This window comes from Flagellimonas sp., assembly GCF_965601775.1.
Taxonomy (GTDB): domain Bacteria; phylum Bacteroidota; class Bacteroidia; order Flavobacteriales; family Flavobacteriaceae; genus Flagellimonas.
The window spans coordinates 3,462,919-3,483,296 of sequence record NZ_OZ271837.1; the positions used below are offsets into that span (position 1 = coordinate 3,462,919).

At 40.0% G+C, this 20,378-nt stretch carries 19 protein-coding genes; 8 read left to right on the forward strand and 11 right to left on the reverse strand.

The annotated features are described in order from the left end of the window. Position 1: 1 nt before the first annotated feature. The 4 genes from ACSLUF_RS15925 to trmB form a co-directional block, all read right to left on the reverse strand. Complete coding sequence (locus tag ACSLUF_RS15925; RefSeq protein WP_435623648.1) at positions 2–1,141, reverse strand: P-loop NTPase; 1,140 nt, start codon at positions 1,139–1,141, stop codon at positions 2–4. A 113-nt stretch (positions 1,142–1,254) separates the two neighbouring features. Then, positions 1,255–1,587 carry an MGMT family protein gene (locus ACSLUF_RS15930; protein WP_435623649.1) on the reverse strand — a complete coding sequence of 111 codons (333 nt, stop codon included), beginning with the start codon at positions 1,585–1,587 and terminating at the stop codon, positions 1,255–1,257. Further along, entirely contained in the window at positions 1,584–2,210 is a 627-nt protein-coding gene (locus tag ACSLUF_RS15935; protein ID WP_435623650.1) for a LysE family transporter, read from the reverse strand. Before ACSLUF_RS15935 ends, ACSLUF_RS15930 begins: the two co-directional genes overlap by 4 nt. Further along, a complete protein-coding gene (gene trmB, locus ACSLUF_RS15940; RefSeq protein WP_435623651.1) occupies positions 2,207–2,881 on the reverse strand; it encodes a tRNA (guanosine(46)-N7)-methyltransferase TrmB in 675 nt (224 codons plus the stop codon). The genes ACSLUF_RS15935 and trmB overlap by 4 nt, the downstream gene beginning before the upstream one ends. A gap of 68 nt (positions 2,882–2,949) precedes the next feature. Between trmB and ACSLUF_RS15945 the strand changes: the two genes are divergently transcribed. Beyond that, positions 2,950–4,062, forward strand: a complete 1,113-nt coding sequence (locus ACSLUF_RS15945) for a glycosyltransferase (RefSeq protein ID WP_435623652.1) — start codon at positions 2,950–2,952, stop codon at positions 4,060–4,062. Here ACSLUF_RS15945 and ACSLUF_RS15950 read toward each other — a convergent pair. Both ACSLUF_RS15950 and ACSLUF_RS15955 read right to left on the reverse strand, forming a co-directional pair. After that, positions 3,987–5,042 (reverse strand): sensor histidine kinase, encoded by a 1,056-nt coding sequence (locus ACSLUF_RS15950; protein ID WP_435623653.1) that lies wholly within the window; start codon positions 5,040–5,042, stop codon positions 3,987–3,989. The two genes, ACSLUF_RS15945 and ACSLUF_RS15950, sit on opposite strands and share 76 nt — an antisense overlap. Beyond that, the gene (locus ACSLUF_RS15955) at positions 5,042–5,728 is read right to left on the reverse strand and encodes a response regulator transcription factor (RefSeq protein WP_435623654.1); all 687 of its coding nucleotides are present in this window, start codon (positions 5,726–5,728) and stop codon (positions 5,042–5,044) included. The genes ACSLUF_RS15950 and ACSLUF_RS15955 overlap by 1 nt, the downstream gene beginning before the upstream one ends. 224 nt (positions 5,729–5,952) lie before the next feature. Here ACSLUF_RS15955 and ACSLUF_RS15960 point away from each other — a divergent pair, with 224 nt between their 5' ends. The 6 genes from ACSLUF_RS15960 to ACSLUF_RS15985 all read left to right on the forward strand — a co-directional run bounded on the left by ACSLUF_RS15960 (position 5,953) and on the right by ACSLUF_RS15985 (position 14,890). Then, positions 5,953–7,365 (forward strand): thrombospondin type 3 repeat-containing protein, encoded by a 1,413-nt coding sequence (locus ACSLUF_RS15960; protein WP_435623655.1) that lies wholly within the window; start codon positions 5,953–5,955, stop codon positions 7,363–7,365. Between the two features lie 105 nt (positions 7,366–7,470). Further along, positions 7,471–10,317, forward strand: coding sequence for a TonB-dependent receptor domain-containing protein (locus tag ACSLUF_RS15965; protein WP_435623656.1), 2,847 nt, complete (start codon positions 7,471–7,473; stop codon positions 10,315–10,317). A gap of 157 nt (positions 10,318–10,474) precedes the next feature. Then, positions 10,475–10,786 carry a T9SS type A sorting domain-containing protein gene (locus tag ACSLUF_RS15970; protein ID WP_435623657.1) on the forward strand — a complete coding sequence of 104 codons (312 nt, stop codon included), beginning with the start codon at positions 10,475–10,477 and terminating at the stop codon, positions 10,784–10,786. A gap of 144 nt (positions 10,787–10,930) precedes the next feature. Continuing rightward, on the forward strand, positions 10,931–11,254 hold the full coding sequence (locus ACSLUF_RS15975; protein ID WP_435623658.1) for a T9SS type A sorting domain-containing protein: 324 nt from the start codon (positions 10,931–10,933) through the stop codon (positions 11,252–11,254). A 59-nt stretch (positions 11,255–11,313) separates the two neighbouring features. Next, positions 11,314–12,300: an acyl transferase gene (locus tag ACSLUF_RS15980; RefSeq protein WP_435623659.1), complete on the forward strand. Its 987-nt coding sequence runs from the start codon at positions 11,314–11,316 to the stop codon at positions 12,298–12,300. A 58-nt stretch (positions 12,301–12,358) separates the two neighbouring features. Next, complete coding sequence (locus ACSLUF_RS15985; RefSeq protein ID WP_435623660.1) at positions 12,359–14,890, forward strand: DUF3857 domain-containing protein; 2,532 nt, start codon at positions 12,359–12,361, stop codon at positions 14,888–14,890. A 136-nt stretch (positions 14,891–15,026) separates the two neighbouring features. Here the strand turns inward: ACSLUF_RS15985 and ACSLUF_RS15990 are convergent, their stop codons facing one another. Further along, a complete protein-coding gene (locus ACSLUF_RS15990; protein ID WP_435623661.1) occupies positions 15,027–15,416 on the reverse strand; it encodes a lipocalin family protein in 390 nt (129 codons plus the stop codon). A 48-nt stretch (positions 15,417–15,464) separates the two neighbouring features. After that, entirely contained in the window at positions 15,465–16,760 is a 1,296-nt protein-coding gene (gene tyrS, locus ACSLUF_RS15995; RefSeq protein ID WP_435623662.1) for a tyrosine--tRNA ligase, read from the reverse strand. Positions 16,761–16,844: 84 nt separating this feature from the next. On the opposite strand from tyrS, the gene ACSLUF_RS16000 reads away from it, so the two are divergent. Then, complete coding sequence (locus tag ACSLUF_RS16000) at positions 16,845–17,855, forward strand: NAD-dependent epimerase/dehydratase family protein (protein ID WP_435623663.1); 1,011 nt, start codon at positions 16,845–16,847, stop codon at positions 17,853–17,855. On the opposite strand, the gene ACSLUF_RS16005 is transcribed toward ACSLUF_RS16000, so the two are convergent. The 3 genes from ACSLUF_RS16005 to ACSLUF_RS16015 are packed head-to-tail and all read right to left on the reverse strand — an operon-like array spanning position 17,839 to position 20,331. Continuing rightward, positions 17,839–18,264, reverse strand: coding sequence for a DUF4296 domain-containing protein (locus tag ACSLUF_RS16005; protein WP_435623664.1), 426 nt, complete (start codon positions 18,262–18,264; stop codon positions 17,839–17,841). The genes ACSLUF_RS16000 and ACSLUF_RS16005 overlap by 17 nt on opposite strands. Continuing rightward, positions 18,264–19,601, reverse strand: a complete 1,338-nt coding sequence (locus ACSLUF_RS16010) for a dihydroorotase (RefSeq protein WP_435623665.1) — start codon at positions 19,599–19,601, stop codon at positions 18,264–18,266. Before ACSLUF_RS16010 ends, ACSLUF_RS16005 begins: the two co-directional genes overlap by 1 nt. Before the next feature lies 1 nt (position 19,602). After that, positions 19,603–20,331 carry a polyprenol monophosphomannose synthase gene (locus ACSLUF_RS16015; protein ID WP_435623666.1) on the reverse strand — a complete coding sequence of 243 codons (729 nt, stop codon included), beginning with the start codon at positions 20,329–20,331 and terminating at the stop codon, positions 19,603–19,605. Positions 20,332–20,378 lie beyond the last annotated feature (47 nt).

Below are 20,378 nucleotides of genomic sequence, written 5' to 3' on the forward strand. Positions count from 1 at the left end.
CTCATTTCTTTTTAACTGCGGCACAACCGGCCATAGTTGTAATTTTTATTGCCTCAGTGGGTGGTAAATCGGTGTTTCGCTTTACCAACTCACTAACTACATTCTTCGTTAAATCCTCAAAGGCCTCCTCTGTTGGAGTAGCGGTTTGAAGCGCTGCGGGTCTCCCTACATCTCCAGCCTCCCGTATGCTTTGTACCAAAGGTATTTCTCCCAAAAAAGGCACTCCTAAATCTTCCGCAAGGTTTTTGGCCCCATCTTTCCCAAAGATATGATATTTGTTTTCAGGAAGTTCATCAGGCGTGAAATAGGCCATATTCTCCACAATTCCCAAAACAGGCACATTGATGGCTTCTTGCTGGAACATAGCTACCCCTTTTCGGGCATCTGCCAAAGCAATTTCCTGTGGCGTACTTACCACTACCGCACCCGTTACTGGCAAAGATTGCATGATGCTCAAATGAATATCCCCAGTTCCGGGAGGTAAATCCAAAAGCAAAAAGTCCAATTCGTCCCAGTGCGCATCAAAAATCATTTGGTTCAACGCTTTAGATGCCATAGGTCCTCTCCAAATCACTGCTTGGTTGGGTTGAGTAAAAAAGCCAATGGAAAGCATTTTGACCCCATAATTTTCAACGGGTTTCATCTTCGCTTTGCCATCCACATTGATTGAAAGCGGTTTTTCCAAAGCCACATCAAACATAATGGGCATCGATGGTCCATAGATATCAGTGTCCAACAGTCCGACCTTGAAACCCATTTTAGCCAAAGTGACTGCTAGATTTGCAGTTACCGTAGATTTACCCACACCTCCTTTTCCGGAAGCCACGGCGATGATGTTTTGAATCCCAGGAATGGGTTTTCCTTTGATTTGGTTGACCTTAGGTTTTGCCGGTGCATCTACCTTCAGGTTGACTTTTATTTTGGCTTTCTGATAAACTTCTTGATGTATAATCTTCAAAATCTCGACTTCGGTCTTCTTTTTAGCTTGAAGACTGGGGTTTTTAATGGTAACATCCACCTCAACCTCATCGCCAAAAACCTGCACATTAGTTACCGCTCCGCTCTCCACCAAATTCTGTCCTTCCCCGGGGGCAGAGATTTTTTCCAAGGCTTTAAGAATGTCTGCTTTATTCAGCTTCATCAATCATTTTTGTTTGCAGTCGTTTAAACTGATTCTAAATTACAAAGATACAGCTTGCGGCTTAGATTATGAAGCAAGTATATTGAAAATGAGGATGATGAAATAAGGTGAAGTTATGGAAGCTCTTTCATAGGGTCCCAGAAGTGTTTTTGAAAATCCACGATTTGATTATCCACGACTTCAATACCTTCATTCTCCAGTAATTGTTGCATCAAATTTGTGCCATCAAAATGGTGTTTCCCTGTCAACACTCCTACCCGATTAACTACGCGGTGTGCTGGGACATCCTTGGCCAACGAATTGTTCATGGCCCAACCAACCATACGGGCGCTACGCGCTGCACCAAGATATTTGGCAATAGCCCCATAGGAAGTGACCCTTCCATAGGGAATAAGCTTTGCTACTTCATAGACCTTATCAAAAAAATTCTGTTCTTCCACTTTCAATGGTACATTTTTGCCAAAGTAATCATTAATAGGATAACCATTAGACCACTTAGAATGTAGTTGGAATTCCTTGAAAAGCGATTGGTTTTTTGTTCCATTTTATTAAAATAAATGGCGTAGAGATACATTACTAAAAAAGTCCCAAGGCCCGCAGCTAAAATGAAAATAACTTCATCCATCACAGTGTAATTCATAAAGCCTTGTGCATGGAAAAGGGTATTCAAACCACTATAATAGGGAATGGTCAACAAATTGATTGCTGCTAAAAAAAGTCCTTTGCTAAAGCTATTTCGCTTTTTGGTCTGCACCAATTTATTAGAATGTTCTTGCTGTCTTCTTCCTTTTAAAAAGAAAAAAATGGCCAAAACCGCAAATACGATCACCGCAATTCGCAAAAGCATACCTATTACCTCTGGATTTCTAGAGAGGTACTTCGCAATTCGAACTGAAATATAGGTTTGGAGCATAACCATGATGGCAACTCCCAAACCAAAAATAATCCCATTTCCTTGACCTTTTTCTACACTTGTTTTCGCGGCATTAACATTTAAAAGCCCTGGTGGGGCCGACGCCACAAAAGCTGCTAAAAAGGTGACCAAAAAGAGAATAATCAAGTGAGTCATACGTCTGCAAACCTAAACTGGAGATAGGTTATGGGTTTTCCTTTTTCAAGATACTGATTTTCATAAAAGGTCTGTATTTCCATGACTTCATTGGGGCTACCTTCATTCGTGTAGACATCGTGGTTCGAGTAGCAGATTTCATGGCCCAGACCCTGCAAAAGTCCTAGAGTGTATCCATGTAAAAATTCACTATCGGTCTTTAGATGAATAAGTCCACCCGATTTCAGAATCTGTTTATACTTTTCTAAAAACACCGGGTTGGTCAACCTGTGTTTGGTCCTTTTGTACTTGATTTGAGGGTCTGGAAAGGTAATCCAAATTTCATCCACTTCATCTTCTGCAAAAAGCAAATCAACCAGCTCAATCTGGGTACGCAGAAAGGCGACATTGGGTAAATTGGTTTCCAAAGCTGATTTCGCTCCTCGCCAAAACCTTGCCCCTTTTATATCAATTCCTATGTAATTTTTGTTGGGATTTCTCTTTGCTAATCCAACCGAATACTCGCCTTTACCGCAGCCCAATTCCAAAACTATAGGATTCGCATTTTTGAAATACCCCCCCCATTTTCCCTTCCATTCAAATTCGTTTAAAGCTTCATCCCGGGTGGGCTGAATCACATTGGGAAAGGACTCATTTTCTCGAAATCGTTTTAATTTATTCTTACTCCCCAAGACAATGATTTAACAATTTGTAAAACTACGGAATTCAACATTGATTTGATGTTTTTGTTTCTTTGTTCATGCAAGAATCCAAACGTATCCTGGTGGCACCCCTCAACTGGGGACTTGGACATTCCACACGTTGTATTCCCATTATAAATGCCCTGTTGGTCCATGGACATCAGCCCTATATTGCTTCAGACGGCGTAGCCCTGTCTTTGTTACAAAAAGAATTTCCTGCACTACCCGCATTCGAACTACCTTCCTATAAAATCACATATGCGGAAAAGGGACGGAATTTTAAGGTTAAAATGATTTGGGATTCTCCTAAGGTCATCAAGGCCATGACCAAGGAAAAAAAAGCTATAAAGAAATTGGTGAAACAGCACCAGTTGGATGGGGTCATTTCTGATAATCGTTTGGGTGGGTATTACAAAAAAGTACCCTGTGTTTTCATCACACATCAATTGAATGTGCTCTCTGGAAATACCACCTGGATGAGTTCCAAGGCGCATCAGAATATCATCAAAAAATTTGATGCCTGTTGGGTTCCCGATGTAGAGGGTAAACCCAACTTGACCGGGAAACTAGGACATTTAAAAAAGAAAAAAAAGAATCTCAGGTATTTGGGTCCCCTGAGCAGATTTGAAAAGAAAAAAAAGAAAACCGTCTACGATTTGATGGTCTTGTTATCGGGCCCGGAACCCCAACGCAGCTTCCTGGAGGAAAAACTTTTAGAGGAATTAAAAAATTATAGGGGTGATGTTCTGTTTGTGAAAGGTAAAATAGAAGAAAAGCAAACCCATGAAACCCTGGACCATAGCAAATATCGACTAGATCTATACAACTTTATGCAGTCGAAGGAACTGGAAAATGCCATCAACCAAAGCAAACTGATTCTTTGTCGCTCTGGATATACTACCGTTATGGACCTTGCCAAATTAGAAAAGAAAGCGTTCTTTATTCCTACACCTGGTCAATATGAACAGGAATACTTGGCAAAACGTATGCAAAAACAGGGATTGGCACCCTTTTGTGAGCAGGATGATTTTACTATGGAACAGTTGGGAAGAATGGATTCTTTTAAGGGACTAACCCAATTTGAAACCAATACCGACTATACAGAATTGTTCGAGGTCTTTTCTAAGGTGAAAGAGAATTCCGAGCCCACATCTTCCTCGCTCTCCACATAAATTTTTTCATCGTGAGCCTCAATAATGTGTTTTACAATGGAAAGTCCTAATCCGGAACCTCCTTCTTTGCGGCTTCCACTCTGATCTACACGGTAAAAACGTTCAAAAAGACGGGGAATGTGTTTTTTGGGAATCCCTTCCCCGTTGTCAGTCACTCGTATAATGACCTTGTTTTTTATTAGATTTTCAACACTAACTTCGGTAGTTCCCTTGGGATACCCGTATTTAATGGAGTTGACCAACAGATTACTTATTACCTGTTGTATTTTTTCCCTATCTGCCTTTACAAAAATGGGTTCGGGATATTCCATGTCAAAAGTCAAGGTAATTTCTTTGTCTGTGGCCTTCATCTCCAACAAGTCAAATACATTTTGAATCAATTCGATGATATCAAACTCTTCCTTCTCGAGCTTTAGTCCACCAACTTCAAGTTTGGTAATTAAGTCGAGGTCACGCACAATATAGATTAAGCGCTCTACTCCCTTGTTGGCTCTGGCCAAGTACTTTTCCCTAACTTTTTTATCATTCATGGCCCCATCCAGCAAGGTTAAGATGTACCCTTGTACAGTAAAAAGTGGGGTTTTGAGTTCGTGGGAAACATTCCCCAAAAAATCCTTGCGGTACTCTTCTTGAATTTTTAGGGTATCGATTTCGATTTTCTTGTCTTCCGCAAACTTTTCGATTTCCTGTGTGAGCGTTTTCATATCTGTGGTCACGGGCTTGGATGAAAAGGTAGTGGATTCCAACAAAGACACATCATCGTAGATTTTTTTAATTCTTCTGTAGATGAAGCGTTCCACCCTCACCTGCAAAACGATAAAAGAAATAACGAAAGAGCCTACTAGAAGTAAGCAAAGAAGCAATAGGTCCCATTTATCCGTGATTGCCATGTATACGGCAAAAAAAAGGGTAGTGGTAAGTGTAATTAAAAAGGAGGAACGAAGTGAAAACTTATAGGATTTCCTGGTCTGAACGGCCATTACAAGACAAACTTATAGCCTACGCCCTTTACGGTTTTAAAATGGTGATCACCTATTTTTTCGCGTAATTTTCTAATGTGCACATCTATGGTTCTTCCCCCCACAACCACTTCATTGCCCCACACTTTATCAAGGATAACCTCTCGCTTAAAAACCTTACTTGGTTTGGATGTCAATAGGGATAACAATTCAAATTCCTTTCGCGGCAACACGATTTCCTTCCCATCATTCACAATTTTGTACTCTTCGCGATTAATCACGATGTTACCCACTTTAACAATATCTTCAACCTCGGTTTTTTCATCCTTTAGTCTACGCAATAGAGCTTTCACTTTACTGACTAAAACTTTAGGTTTAATAGGCTTAGTGATATAATCATCCGCTCCTGCATCGAATCCAGCTACTTGGGAATAATCTTCTCCACGCGCGGTTAAAAAGGTAATGATGGTATTTTCTAATCCAGGAGTACTTCTCAATATTTCACAGGCTTCGATTCCATCCATCTCGGGCATCATTACATCCAAAATGATAAGGTGAGGATTCTTCTTTTTTGCTTTTGCAACACCTTCAGCACCATTCTTGGCGGTAAATACCTCGTACCCTTCTGCAGAGAGATTATAGCTCACAATTTCCAAGATATCTGGCTCATCGTCAACCAATAGTATTTTGATATCCTTTGTTTTCATGGGATGGTAGAATTAGATTTTGTCGCCCAAATGTAAATATAATACGATTACTCCATAAATGCTTAACATTCATTTAATCTCCTAACATTATTGTAACGCTTTTCAAATAAACACTTAACAAGGTGCTAACATAGCATTTACTTCCCCCCGCTTTATTTGCAGAGAAATTTATCCGGGGGTTTTTATACCTCCCCTTAACTATGAAAACAAAAAAACTTAGTATTATGAAAAAATTGTTCCTATTTATGGTAGCTGCCGCTACTTTAACCTTTGTCGCCTGTAGTGATGATGATGAGGGTGGACTAGAAATCCCTATGGTTGCTGACTTTGACGGAGATGGTATCCCTGACGATCAGGATAACTGTGATTCCAACGCAAACCCTAACCAGGAAGACGCAGATGGAGATGGTATAGGTGATGCCTGTGACCCAACTCCAAATGGCGGAGGCCCTCAGGTAGGTGATATTATCCAAGTAGCCAATAACATTACTACGGACACTACATGGGACTCAGATTTTATCTATCAATTAAATGGACGAATAGCCGTTGAAAGTGGTGTAACGTTGACCATCGAAGCTGGTACTTTAATCAAAGGTTCTGCAGGGCAAGGGGTAAACGCTTCTGCCTTGTTGGTGGCAAGAGGGGCTACCCTAAATGCGAACGGAACTGCTGCCGACCCTATCATCATGACATCTACAGCAGATAATATAGACAGAGGACAGATTGTAAGCCCTAACTTAAATCAAAATCTTAGTGGTTTATGGGGAGGTTTAATCATCTTGGGTGCTGCTCCTATTTCTGTAGCTGACAACTCAGGTGTGGCTCAAATTGAAGGTATTCCTGCAAGTGACCCTAATGGAAACTACGGTGGTACTACGCCTGACGACAGTTCTGGGTCTATTACTTATGTTTCAGTACGTCATGGAGGAACCAACATTGGAGATGGTAACGAAATCAATGGTATCACCTTAGGAGGTGTAGGTTCAGGAACAACGCTTAACCACCTTGAAGTATTCGCCAATGTGGATGATGGCATTGAGTTCTTCGGAGGAACTTGTAACGCTTCTAACTTAATTGTTTGGGCACAGGGAGATGATGCTATTGATATTGACCAAGCGTATAGTGGAACAATCACTAATGTGGTAGTCGTTCAGGGTAGTGTTTCCGATCACGCTTTTGAAATTGATGGTCCTGAAGGAAACGCAACCGGAGAGTATACCATTACCAATGCTACTTTGTTTGGATTAGACGATAGTGCAGAAGATGGGGAAATCGCTGATTACCGTTCTAGAGCCTCTGGTGCCAACAACAATGTATTTGTAACTGGATTTACTGGAGTAGGAGCTGATCTTCAACTTTCTGATGTTGAATTGGACGCAGGTGACGACGATGACGTAACCTTTGTATCCGATAACTTTGTAGCCGGAACCCTTTCTTTTGATTCTTGGGAGGTGGTTTTACCAACAGGTGTTGCTGATGTTGCAGATATATTCTCCGAAAGACTAGATCCTAACATCACTACTTTTGGAGCAGCTGCTTTCGCTTCTGCTGTTACTGCAGGTATGGAAACTGTTGGTGCTGATACAACTGTATTCGGATGGACCGTTACCGCTGCAGAAAGCACTCCTTTTCAATAATTAATTGTTGTTCAAGCAACACTTTCTTAACGTAAAGATTAAATGGATTGCTCGCTATCTAGCGGGCAATCTGTTTTCTTTGCAAGCTTTAAATTTTAACGGGAAATGATGATTAAAACCAAGCTAATCCCTATTCTACTACTTACTTTTTTGGTGTCCTCCTTTATGTCCGCACAAAGAGGAACCTTGGTGGGTACCGTAAATGATGGGGAATTCAATGATGTTCTACCATTTGCCAATATCTTGGCTAAAGGAACCTCCGTTGGAACTACTTCAGATTTTGATGGAAAGTATTCCTTAGATCTCGAAGAAGGGATATACACCATATCCTTTTCCTATCTAGGATATCAAACTGTAGAAATTACGGAAGTTAAGATTACCGCTGGAACAGAATTTATATTGGATGTTACCCTTAATCCAGCATCAAATCAGCTTGATGAAGTTGTAGTCACAACGACGGTAGCTAAAAATACGGAAGCCTCTGTACTCAACCTTCAAAAACGCTCCGTTGCCTTGGTTGATGGTCTTTCCCTGCAGAGTATAAAGCGCTCAGGTGCTAACAACATTGCAACCGCAGTGCGAAGCGTACCCGGGGTATCCGTTCAAAGTGGTAAATTTGTTTTTGTTCGTGGTCTAGGTGACCGTTATACCAAAACCATTCTCAATGGTTTGGAAGTTCCTGGTCTTGATCCCGACCGAAACACACTTCAACTAGACATATTTCCAACAAACTTATTGGATAACCTTATTGTTGTAAAGTCCTTTACCGCAGACCAATCTGCAGACTTTACTGGAGGTATTGTAAATATTGTTACTAAGGACTTCCCTACAAAACAGGAATTTAACTTGTCTGTTGGGGCATCATACAATAGCAATTTCCATTTTAACGATCAATTTCAGACTTTTGAGAGCGGAGGACGTCCTTTTGGTGTAGCCGATGGAGCATATGACATTCCTTTTAACGGAGACATCTCAAATCTAAACCCAGTTTCAGACGGACCATTACTGAGAAGGGTAACACAAACATTACAACCACAAATGGGGTTGGAAGACGATACTAGTTTTCTCAATTTCAATTTCGGTTTCAACTTAGGAAATCAATATAACTTAAACGAAGATGGTACTTGGAGAATTGGATATCAAGCTGCTGTTTCGTACCGAAATGAATCGGAATTCTTCGAGAACTTTATTGATGGACAGGTATATAGAAGGAGTCAGGATACCTCCATTTTAGAACTGGAAGAAGACCGAACCAATATTGGTAATCTTTCCACCAATAATACCTTACTAACTGGATTGGGAGGAATTACCGTTAAAGGAGAAAAGAACAAGTTCAAAGTAAACGTATTACACATTCAAAATGGTGAAACCCAATCATCTTTTGTAACTCAAAGAAACATCATCCTCAATTCCAATCTTAGTGAGAGGACTGCCCTACTATTTACGGAGCGCTCCATTACCAATGGGATCTTGAATGGAGTTCATTCCTTTGGGAAAGAAGGTGCTTGGAACGTGGATTGGAAGGGAGCGGTAACCTTCGCAAGGGTTTACGATCAAGATTTTAGACTAACTCCCTTTTTAATAAATGAAGATAATGGGCTTAGGTCTATTTCACCCAGTGAGTCTGGAGATCCTTTGCGTATCTGGAGGGATCTGGAAGAAATAAACTATGTTGGAAAAGTTGATGTTTCTAAAAAACACAAGCTATTTGGATACGATGCCAAAGTAAAAGTAGGTGGCTCATATGTCTTCAAGAACAGGGAGTTTGGGGTAGATCAGTTTGCATTGCCGAACATAGACAGCGGTGGTGAGTTTAGTTTGCGTTTTGAAGGAGACCCCAATCAAGTAGTAGCCCCAGACAATATTCTAAGGGGTTCACCACTACAAGGTACTTTTATAAGACAGGATTCCAATCCTTCCGATTCCTTTGACTCGGATATATCCATTATAGGTGCCTACATTTCTGAAGAATTTAAGGTCGCCAAATGGTTCAATGCTATTGTAGGAGTTAGAGTAGAGCAATTTGAATTGCAATACACCGGTGTTGATGTAAATGGTACCATATTCGATAATGAGACTTTTATTGATGAGACTGACATTTTCCCAACTGCTAATTTGATTTTTGAATTGGACGAAGATGGTAATAAAAAGATAAGAGCGTCCTATGGTAGGACTACCGCAAGACCGTCATTTAAGGAGGCATCAACCGCGGCGATTATCGATCCAGTAGCCAACTCCATCTTTAATGGTAATCCTGATATTCGACCTACCTATATCAACAACTACGATTTACGTTTTGAAACCTATGGCGAAGGAACAAATTTCATTGCACTAAGTGGATTCTATAAGACGTTTGAAGATCCGATTGAGATAAGCTTTATCGAAGGAGCGCCCAACCAATTTATTCCATTGAATTTGGGTGAAGCTACCGTTTATGGGGCGGAGATTGAAGTAAGAAGAAGTTTGGATTTTGTAGGCTTGAACGATTTCTTCTTTAATGGTAATTACTCATTAATTGAATCTCAGCAGGATTTAGGAATTTTTGAACAAGCCCGACGGTCTGACCCACAAAACTTAAGGGATGGTGAAACTCCAATTACCGAAAGACAACTACAAGGACAATCTCCATGGATTCTTAACCTAGGTTTTGGTTATAATAATCAGGAAAGTGGATGGGAAGGTACCGTTTTGTATAATGTACAGGGACCAACTTTAGAAATTGTAAGTGATGGTAATGTTGGGGATGTATTTACCAGACCATTTAACGATTTGCGTTTGAACCTCAGCAAATCTTTCGGGAAGAACAAGCAGAACAAGATTACGCTTAGGGCGACCAATATATTGGATGATGAGCGTCTTAGCGAATTTGAATCCTTCGGGTCTTCCAATCAAATTTTCTCGCTTAGGGAGCCAGGAACTTCCTTTTCAATAGGATATAGCACGAGGTTCTAATAAAAAAAAGAATACTAAGTTTTTATTTCAAAGCCCTGACATGTCGGGGCTTTTTTCATGCACTTCATCGAAAAAGCGGGCCTTTTTTCGACAAAACGCTCAATTTCAGCGATGTAATTCTATATATTTGTGGCATAGCCTTTGTAACCTACTTTGTATGAAGCACCTTTACGCGGTACTTTTCTTTTTTGTTTGTGCTATTGGATTCTCTCAACAGAATATTGAATCCAATGAGGATATCAGCGGCTTAAAAATGTACCCCAATCCCTGTACCCAAAGTAAGGTCTTCATTGAAACATTCGCCAATCAACCCAAAAAAATTGCCATTTTCGATGTTTTGGGCACCCAAGTACTTCAGACTACACTTATAGGAAAAGAGCTCAATCTCTCCAGATTGGACAAAGGAATGTACATTATTCGCATTTTGGAAAATAATAAGGTGGCTACGAGAAAGCTGATAATCAAGTAGTTCATCGGATTAATCTAACACTTCGTCTAGCATTTTCTTTTGATTTTTTGATAAACCAACAGAAATCCCTGTTTCACAACATTTTATAGTTCTAGCCGTGAGCTTTGGCTACTTTTATAGTGCATTTATCCCAAATCCGCTTATATGAAGCAAATCTACTTAGTTATCATTATGGCACTTCCACTATTTAGTTTCGGTCAAGAATTGGTCACAGTGAATACGCAACAGGTTAGTGAACTGCAGGGGTTTAAAATGTACCCGAATCCTGCCTATGGAGATGAGGTTTATATAACCACTTCTTCCAATGGAACAAAAAATATTAAAATCTTTGATGTGTTTGGTGAGGTTGTTTTGACCGACCGGATTTCAACCAATACCTTAAATATATCACGCCTGATGCCTGGAGTATATGTCCTCCAAGTTACAGAGGAAGAAAAAACCATGACCCGGAAACTGGTCATCAAATAACCCCCAAATGATAAGCCCTTTAAAGGGCTTTTTTCTTTTTTAAAGTACTTTTGTAGACCATGGATCTACAACGTATCCCACAGATTTTTTCCATATCAAATCCTACTGAATTTGAAACGCTTTGTTTGGAGGTCTTCGCTTTTCAGTTTGCCCACAACACGGTATATAAATCCTATTGCGAACTTCTGAACAAGTCCCCCAAAAACATTTCACATAGTTCAGAAATCCCCTTTCTTCCCATTGAATTCTTTAAATCAAAAAAAATATTAAGTTCATCAAAAAAACCAGAAGCCCTATTCGAAAGCAGTGGAACCACAGGAAGTATAACCAGCAAGCACTATATCTCGAACATTGATATCTATAAACAGAGCTATACTAGAACTTTCTCCCACTTTTTCGGGCCTGCTGAAGCCTATTGTATTCTTGCACTGTTGCCCGCTTATCTGGAAAGAAAAGGCTCTTCCTTGATTTTTATGGTAGACGATTTAGTATCTCAATCCACACATCCAGATAGTGGTTTCTATCTGTACAATTTGCAAGAGCTTCATTCAAAACTGATTGAGCTGGAAGAGCAAGGCACCCAAACCTTGTTGATTGGGGTTTCCTTTGCCCTTTTGGACCTAGCGGAGCAGTTTCCATTGAAACTCAGACATGCAAAAATCATGGAAACTGGAGGTATGAAGGGAAGAAGAAGGGAATTGATTCGGGAAGAATTACATCAACAATTAAAAGATGCATTTGGAATAGATAAAATATACTCGGAATATGGTATGACCGAATTGTTGTCGCAAGGGTATTCCCTGGGTGATGGCCTTTTCAACTGCCCTCCTTGGATGAAGATTATAACCAGAGACACCGAAGACCCCCTTACACTGCAAAATCATGGTAAAACAGGAGGTATAAATGTTATCGATTTGGCCAATCTGTATTCCTGTTCATTCATTGCCACCCAAGATTTGGGAAAAACTTATGCCGATGGCACTTTTGAAATTTTAGGTCGTTTTGACCATTCCGATGTTAGAGGCTGTAATTTGATGGTTCTTTAAAGAAAATACTTATTTTAGAGTATATCTAGTCGAAACCAAAACCGACCAACCAAAGCCTATGCGCCAACCTTATTTTTTGTTCCCCCTGTTGCTTCTTTTTTTTGTAACCAATACTTTTTCCCAATCCATTCCAAAAAAACAAGCACCAGATTGGGTTGTTTCCGTTGATGTTACGGATACTTCCACAGACAACAGCGGAGCTTTTCAATACATCCTTTTAGATTTTCAAGATAATATTGCTTTAAAGGAACTACATGCCCATTATGCCATTAAGGTTTTGAACAGCGAGGGCATTCAGCAATTTTCCGACATTAGTGTAAGCTTTGACCCTTCATTTCAGAAACTGGAATTCAATACAATTTATGTGCATCGGGACGGCAAAAAAATAGACAAGCTGGCCAATTCGCGAATAATGTCAATTCAACGGGAAACCAACTTGGAAAGGTCGTTATATGATGGTTCATTGACAGGGGTTGTAAATCTTACCGATATCCGCAAAGGGGATATCATTGAATATTCCTATACCATCAAAGGCTTCAATCCCATAAACAAAGGCCATTACTCATCCGTTCTCTATCAACAATATACCCTCCCCGTCAATAAAATATTCAATCGGGTAATCACAAACAATAATCGCCCGGTATTTTACAAATTATTGAATGGGGCTGCAGAACCCAAAATTGATAAAACATCAAATGGCACAGAATACGTGTGGGAATCTGTAGGCATGGATTATTTTCAGTATGACATCAATGTTCCCTATTGGCTCAACTTGCAAAAAAGAATATCCATTACCACGTTCAAAGATTGGGAGTCTGTAGTGGATTTAATTAATCCATTGTACCAGAACAGCAATAGTACCCTTAATTTTTCCATGGATAAAACCCTGGAAAAAGAAAATAAAATTCTGAAGCTAATCCGATTCGTACAGGACGAGGTTAGATATCTAGGATTTGAATCTGGAATTGGGGCCTACAAGCCAAATAATCCGAGAAAAGTGCTGGAACAGCGTTATGGAGATTGTAAGGACAAATCGCTCTTACTGGTGAATCTGCTACGAAACGAAGGTTTGACCTCTTACCCCTATTTGGTAAGCACAGATTCAAAAAACGACTCAAATGAGCTTTTACCTGGTCTAAACCTCTTTAATCATTGCATTGTTTACTTCGAATATTTGGGTAAAACATTCTATGTGGACCCAACGATAACCAATCAGGGAGGTAACCTTGAGAATCTTTCATTCCCAAAATATGGAAAAGGCCTTCTACTCAAAAAGAATACCGATTCCCTCTCTTCTATCGTAAAAAACAGCACACGGCCCAGCCTAAAAATTAGCGAAACCATCATTACCGATTCCATCGGAGGCGGAGCCATTTTTCTTATTGAGTCTACCTATGCCGGAAGTAGGGCGAATTCTATAAGGGATTACTTTAATTCCAATACAGAAGAAAACATAAACAAGGAATTCATCAACTTTTACAGCAGCATTTATCCCTCAATACAATCTACGCAGCCTGTACGATTTACAGATGATTCCAGGGAAGGCAAGAACGAGGTTATTGTTGAGGAATATTATGAAATTCCCTCTTTTTGGGTGAAAGATGAGACTGGGCAATTCACTTGCGAGACGCAACCCATGGTTTTGGAAAGCATGATTGAGTATACGCAATCCCCTAGTCGAGAAATGCCCTATTATCTGGGAGAACCTTACGACTTTGAACAAGAAACTACGCTAAGGCTTCCCGAATACTGGGATACTTCGGACCATAAATTTGAAATTGACGAAGAAAGTTTTAGTTACCATAACGAAATACGAACCGTAGGTAAAACCATCAAGGTCAAGCATAATTACTCGCTTAAAAAAAATATTCTTGACGCGGATGATGTAACCCTATTTTTAGAGAAACACGATAAAATAAACAATCAAATAGCGTATCAATTAAGTCATCCAGGAACTTCAAGCGATAGTTCTGACACAAATTGGTTCTCGTATGTGGTATCCTTTTTAATCGTAATTTTTTCGGTTTTCATAATAAAACTGATTTATGAAAAATACAATCCCCAACCCAAGTCAGAGCATGAAGGTTTAAGTATAGGGGGTTGGTTGATTTTACCAGCTATCGGGCTCGTTTTAAGCCCATTCATCATGCTTTTTCAATTAGTCAACCTAGGCTATTTTGATGCTGGGGTTTGGTCGGTTTTTGAAAGCTCTGGATACGAAGGCTCCACCCTTATGACTGTATTCTTGTTTATGGAGTTCGTCTTTAACCTTTGTTTCTTTATGTACGTGATACTCCTTCTTATTCTATTCTTTAAAAAAAGAAGCAGTTTCCCCAATCTGGTAATCGGATTTTATGCCCTGAACTTTCTTTTTCCAATACTCGATTTGGTTGGTTATAGTTTTATTTTTCCAGAAGAACTGCAAGATTCCAATATGGAGACATACAAAGAAATAGCTAGAGGTCTTGTTTCCGCGGCCATATGGATACCCTATTTCTTAATCTCGGAGCGTGTTAAGAATACTTTTGTGAATTTATATCAGCCGGATAAACCAAGTCCTAAACTGAGCCCTAGTCAACCAAATTCCTAAATTAGTTTTTCCTTCCCCATTGAAGTCATACGAATAAATCAAAGGTAACCGGGAATGATACATACTGCCATCATGCCAAGTTTTGCTTCATTTTAGCCATTCAGCCATTATGCGTTTTGGGGACTCCTAGCAGTAATTAGCTTCTAACCATCGAGTACAAAATTTCATCATCGGCAATGTTCGGTTCATCAACAAATACCAGTGATAGTGTATTGCCTTGAATAGTGTAGTCATACGACCTTCCATCAGTTAGGGTAATACGGTTACCTGATATGGTGTAAGAATAGGTGCCTTCCTCCCGAAAATAATTAGAGTCCCCAAAATGGGTTACGGTTAACGTATTGTCTCGGGTATTAAAATTGAAAAAAGTAAGATTAAAATCCGGAGGATTAGGAAAAAAACAAAAACAACTTACATTGGTCAAAACCCATTCCCCGTTTAATGGGTTATTCTCACGTTCTACGGAAACCTCATTGGAGCAGGCCGTAATACAAATTGTCAAAAATAAAACAAGCGCCCTTTTCATTTTTAAATCTTATATAAATAAGATAAAAGAAATCACCAAACGTTGCTTTTAACCAAAAGTCAGGACAAAATAATTCTTCTTCCCTCTTTGAAGCAATACGAATTTATCGTTGATTAGGTCGGCAGTGGTAATCAAGCGGTCCTCTTTTACTTTTTCCTTATTTACTGATATGGAATTCTGCTTCAGTTCCCTTCGTGCCTCTCCATTAGATCCTAAAAACCCGGTCTTGGCCGCCAAAGCACCAATCATATCCAAGCCATTTTCCAATTCTGATTTTGGCAATTGGGCTTGAGGTACTCCTTCGAAAACATCCAGAAAGGTTTGCTCATCCAATTGTTTTAGGTCTTCTGAGGTAGATTTTCCAAAAAGAATATTACTTGCTTGCATGGCACGATTCAAATCAGCCTCTGAATGCACCATTTTGGTAACTTCTTCAGCAAGCCTTTTCTGGAGCAATCGCATGTGCGGTGCTTCCAAATGTTCTTCAATTAATTTTTCGATGGTTTCCCGATTCAAAAATGTGAAAATCTTAATATACTTTTCCGCATCTGCATCCGAGGTATTCAACCAATATTGGTAAAAACGATAGGGAGAAGTGCGATGGGCATCCAACCAAATGTTACCTCCTTCTGTTTTTCCGAATTTGGTCCCATCAGCCTTGGTAATCAAGGGACATGTAAGCGCAAATCCCTTTCCACCACCAATTCTTCGAATAAGTTCCGTCCCAGAAGTTATGTTACCCCATTGGTCACTTCCTCCCATCTGAAGGGTGCAATTGTAATTCTCGTAGAGATATAAAAAATCATACCCTTGAACCAACTGATAGGTGAATTCGGTGAAAGACATTCCCTCTTTAGCATCAGAAGACAATCTCTTTTTTACCGAATCCTTGGCCATCATATAATTCACGGTTATGTGCTTCCCCACATCCCGAATGAAATCCAAAAAAGAAAAGTCTTTCATCCAATCATAGTTATTGACCAGCGTGGCAGCATTGGGTTCATCTCCATCAAAATCTAAAAAACGGGAAAGCTGGGCTTTTAATGCCTCCTGATTTCTGCGTAGGGTAGTTTCATCCAAAAGATTGCGTTCTGCCGATTTCCCTGAGGGGTCCCCAATCATTCCTGTTGCACCTCCTACCAGGGCAATGGGCTTATGTCCCGCTAACTGAAAGTGCTTTAACATCATTACCCCTACTAAATGTCCGATGTGCAAGGAGTCTGCTGTAGGGTCTATTCCCACATAGGCTGCCTGCATCTTTTCCAGGAGGTGTTCTTCCGTTCCTGGCATAACATCGTGTATCATTCCCCGCCATTGCAACTCTTGAACAAAATTTCTTTTCATCCCTAGTAGTTTAAATCGGTGCAAATATAAAATGAAGTTCTTAGATCACTACCGAATTACGGCGCAAACAATTACTTTAGTCCTATGATTCTAGTAACCGGAGGAACTGGTCTATTGGGTTCCCACCTGCTTTACCAACTTACCAAGCAGGGTGGCAAGGTAAAAGCCATCTATCGTGACGCCAAAAAAAAATCGAAGGTGTTGGAAGTTTTTGGTTTTTATTCCAACGAAGCCCAAAAACTTTTCGACACCATTACGTGGGTTCAAGCTGATGTAACGGACCTCGGTTCATTGGAACCGCATTTTCAGAATGTAGAACATGTTTACCACTGCGCGGCACTTATATCATTCGACCCCAAACAGCTCAATGAGTTACTACGAATCAATGTGAGCGGTACCGCAAATATGGTAAATCTAAGTGTGAAGTATAAGGTGAACAAGTTCTGTCATGTGAGTTCCATTGCTGCTCTTGGTTCAGGAAAAAAAGGACAGTCGCTCAATGAGGATACCGAATGGAACGATCAAAATGTTTCTGTGTACGGTATTTCAAAGTTTGAGTCTGAGCTCGAAGTGTGGCGGGGTTCCCAGGAAGGTCTTTCCGTCGTTGTTGTTAATCCCGGTATTGTGTTGGGCCCCGGGTATTGGCGCTCAGGCAGTGGTGCTTTGTTCAAAAGAGCTTCAAAAGGAAAACGCTATTCTTTTCCCGGAGGTAGCGGTTTTGTTTCTGTAAATGATGTGGTTAATTCCATGGTATTATTGATGCAATCAGATATTGAGAAAGAACGATATATTTTGGTAAATCAAAATTTGACCTATCATAAAGTATTTGATTCCATGGCCAATGCACTTGGTGTTGAACCACCATCCCAAAAAATTTCTCTTTGGGTTTTGGAAATTCTATGGCGTGTTGATTGCTTACGGAACAGACTCTTCGGAAAACGCAGAAAACTGTCAAAGAATATTGTAAAGGGCCTCTATCACCAGGACATTTATGAAAACTCAAAATCCAAGACTATTCCTGGATTCTCCTATGAGTCCTTAGAAGAAGTTATCTCATTTTGTTGCGAAAAATTGAAAGCTAAGATGAAGGAATAGTATCTTTTCTTAGATTTCTCAGAGAGTCTGACCTCTTTTGCTGGGCAGCCCTAGTACTATCGTTTCTTTTTGTGTTTTCTTCCTCCAAAGCTTTTCTTTTCTTTTCCAATCTCACCTCAACTTTTTCATAAATCATTTGGTATTGTAGCGGGATGGAGGCATAGTACTTATCACTCTGGGCAAACTGGGTGCTGTCAATCTGGTACTTTTGAAATATAAAATCCATAGCCTCTACGTTGTTGTTGTCCAAAACATAGGCAAAAGACTTTTTCGCAGCGGTTAGTATCGCTAAATCATGCAGAATATCGACCATTTTTGATTCTGGAATCAAATTCTCCGGGGGTTCGATAACTTTTTGTGCACACCCCACAATCAAACATCCCAAAAAAAGTATAAGTGCTTTTTTCATTACTCCCGATTAAAAGTCAATCTTTTTGCATTTCGTTTGCTTGAGAAAATCCCATTGTTGTAGGCCAAGTGTCCGTTGACAAAGGTACGGACCACTTTGGAGTTGAATGTGGTACCTTCAAATGGAGACCACCCACATTTATATAGAATATTGGATTTATCCACCGTTTGCGAAACCCCTTCTTGAACCTGAACCAAATCAGCGTAGTATCCTTCCCGGATATAACCCCTTCTATCCAAATCGAAAAGTTTTGAAGGATTATGGCACATTTTTTCCACTATTTTGGGCTTACTTATCCTTCCTTCTCTTTCTTTCTCCAACATTGCCAATAAAGCATGCTGAACTAAAGGACCACCCGAAGGACATTTTGTATACGGGTTGTCTTTTTCTTCCAAGGTATGCGGTGCATGGTCCGTGGCCACCACATCGATTCGATCATCCAACAACGCCTCCCATAATAATTTTTTATCCTTTTCCGTCTTCACTGCCGGATTCCATTTTATAAAAGCACCCTTATCTTGGTAGTCTTTGTCGGAAAACCACAAATGATGGATACATACCTCGGCCGTGATTTTTTTCTCCTCAAGAGGTATGGCATTGGTGAATAAATCTGTCTCAATTCCTGTAGACAAGTGAAAAACATGCAATCTTGCCCCAGTTCTTTTAGCAAGGTTTATCGCTTTGGAAGAGGATAGATAGCAAGCTTGTTCACTTCGGATGATAGGATGTAAATGAATAGGAATATCATCCCCATATTCACTTTTATATTTTTCAAGGTTGGCCCGTATCGTTCCCTCATCCTCACAATGGGCCGAGATAACCATTTCGGTGCTGGAAAATATCCGTTCCAAAACTGCTTCGTCATCGACCAACATATTACCTGTGGAAGATCCTAAGAACAACTTAACCCCTGAACAGGCATTTTTATCCAATCGTTTTAACTCCTCTAGATTATCATTGGTTCCACCGAAAAGGAAAGAATAGTTGGCCCATGCACTTTTCGAGGCCATCCCAAATTTTTCTTCCAGTTTTTCTATAGTGGTGGTTTGCGGATTGGTATTGGGCTGCTCCATAAAAGTGGTGATTCCGCCAGCAAGAGCAGCGCGACTCTCAGTATTTATATTCCCCTTATGGGTAAGTCCTGGTTCCCTAAAATGGACTTGGTCATCAATGATTCCTGGAAATAGAAAATCACCCTTAAAGTCTATCACCTCGGCTGTAGATTCAGAAATATCGCTGTCAATGCGCTCGATAAAATCTGAGTTTAGCAGCACATCCTGCTCAATACATTTCCCCTCATTGACCATTTTGGCATTCTTCAATAGAACTTTTGACATGCTAAAAACTTTTTCTAAAAAAGGTACTTCTCAATTTCATGGTTATTACTCCAAAAACAGCTTCTTTGACAATTTTAGAGTTCATCTTGGATTTCCCATGAATCCTATCTGTGAAGATAATGGATACTTCCTCTATTTTAAAACCTTTTAGGTAGGCCCTATATTTCATTTCAATTTGAAAAGCGTACCCAATAAAACGCACCCGGTCTAAATCAATTTCTTCCAACACTTTTCTTCGGTAACATACAAAACCGGCCGTAGGGTCATGGACCTTCATTCCCGTTATTAACTTGACATAGAAGGATGCACCATAAGAAAGTAATATTCGAAACAAAGGCCAGTTGACCACATTTACCCCCTTTTTATAACGGGATCCTACAGCAACATCGGCATCATTGAGACAAGCACGATGCAATCGCAGTAAGTCTGCGGGTCGATGGGAAAAATCGGCATCCATTTCAAAGATATAGTCATATCCTTTATCCAAAGCCCATTTGAATCCATGGATATAGGCCGTTCCCAAACCGGATTTCTCTTTACGTACTTCCAAAAAAAGTCGATTTGGGAACTCAGCCTGAAGCGTTTTGACGTTATCCGCTGTCCCATCCGGAGAGTTGTCATCCACAATTAGTACATGAAAATCCTTCTTCAAATCGAAAACCGTTCTTATTATGGCTTCTATGTTTTCGATTTCGTTGAAAGTAGGGATAATGACCAGTCCGTCCGCCATTTATTGCAAGTTAGAGCGCAAAAATAATACTTTGTAATTTGATGTTC

What these genes read in the sequence shown, in the direction of transcription:
- ACSLUF_RS15925 (WP_435623648.1), bottom strand. Translation starts at nt 1,141, where the DNA reads ATGAAGCTGAATAAAGCAGACATTCTTAAAGCCTTGGAAAAAATCTCT.
- ACSLUF_RS15935 (WP_435623650.1), bottom strand. Translation starts at nt 2,210, where the DNA reads ATGACTCACTTGATTATTCTCTTTTTGGTCACCTTTTTAGCAGCTTTT.
- ACSLUF_RS15945 (WP_435623652.1), top strand. Translation starts at nt 2,950, where the DNA reads ATGCAAGAATCCAAACGTATCCTGGTGGCACCCCTCAACTGGGGACTT.
- ACSLUF_RS15950 (WP_435623653.1), bottom strand. Translation starts at nt 5,042, where the DNA reads ATGGCCGTTCAGACCAGGAAATCCTATAAGTTTTCACTTCGTTCCTCC.
- ACSLUF_RS15955 (WP_435623654.1), bottom strand. Translation starts at nt 5,728, where the DNA reads ATGAAAACAAAGGATATCAAAATACTATTGGTTGACGATGAGCCAGAT.
- ACSLUF_RS15960 (WP_435623655.1), top strand. Translation starts at nt 5,953, where the DNA reads ATGAAAAAATTGTTCCTATTTATGGTAGCTGCCGCTACTTTAACCTTT.
- ACSLUF_RS15965 (WP_435623656.1), top strand. Translation starts at nt 7,471, where the DNA reads ATGATGATTAAAACCAAGCTAATCCCTATTCTACTACTTACTTTTTTG.
- ACSLUF_RS15970 (WP_435623657.1), top strand. Translation starts at nt 10,475, where the DNA reads ATGAAGCACCTTTACGCGGTACTTTTCTTTTTTGTTTGTGCTATTGGA.
- ACSLUF_RS15975 (WP_435623658.1), top strand. Translation starts at nt 10,931, where the DNA reads ATGAAGCAAATCTACTTAGTTATCATTATGGCACTTCCACTATTTAGT.
- ACSLUF_RS15980 (WP_435623659.1), top strand. Translation starts at nt 11,314, where the DNA reads ATGGATCTACAACGTATCCCACAGATTTTTTCCATATCAAATCCTACT.
- ACSLUF_RS15985 (WP_435623660.1), top strand. Translation starts at nt 12,359, where the DNA reads ATGCGCCAACCTTATTTTTTGTTCCCCCTGTTGCTTCTTTTTTTTGTA.
- ACSLUF_RS15990 (WP_435623661.1), bottom strand. Translation starts at nt 15,416, where the DNA reads ATGAAAAGGGCGCTTGTTTTATTTTTGACAATTTGTATTACGGCCTGC.
- tyrS (WP_435623662.1), bottom strand. Translation starts at nt 16,760, where the DNA reads ATGAAAAGAAATTTTGTTCAAGAGTTGCAATGGCGGGGAATGATACAC.
- ACSLUF_RS16000 (WP_435623663.1), top strand. Translation starts at nt 16,845, where the DNA reads ATGATTCTAGTAACCGGAGGAACTGGTCTATTGGGTTCCCACCTGCTT.
- ACSLUF_RS16005 (WP_435623664.1), bottom strand. Translation starts at nt 18,264, where the DNA reads ATGAAAAAAGCACTTATACTTTTTTTGGGATGTTTGATTGTGGGGTGT.
- ACSLUF_RS16010 (WP_435623665.1), bottom strand. Translation starts at nt 19,601, where the DNA reads ATGTCAAAAGTTCTATTGAAGAATGCCAAAATGGTCAATGAGGGGAAA.
- ACSLUF_RS16015 (WP_435623666.1), bottom strand. Translation starts at nt 20,331, where the DNA reads ATGGCGGACGGACTGGTCATTATCCCTACTTTCAACGAAATCGAAAAC.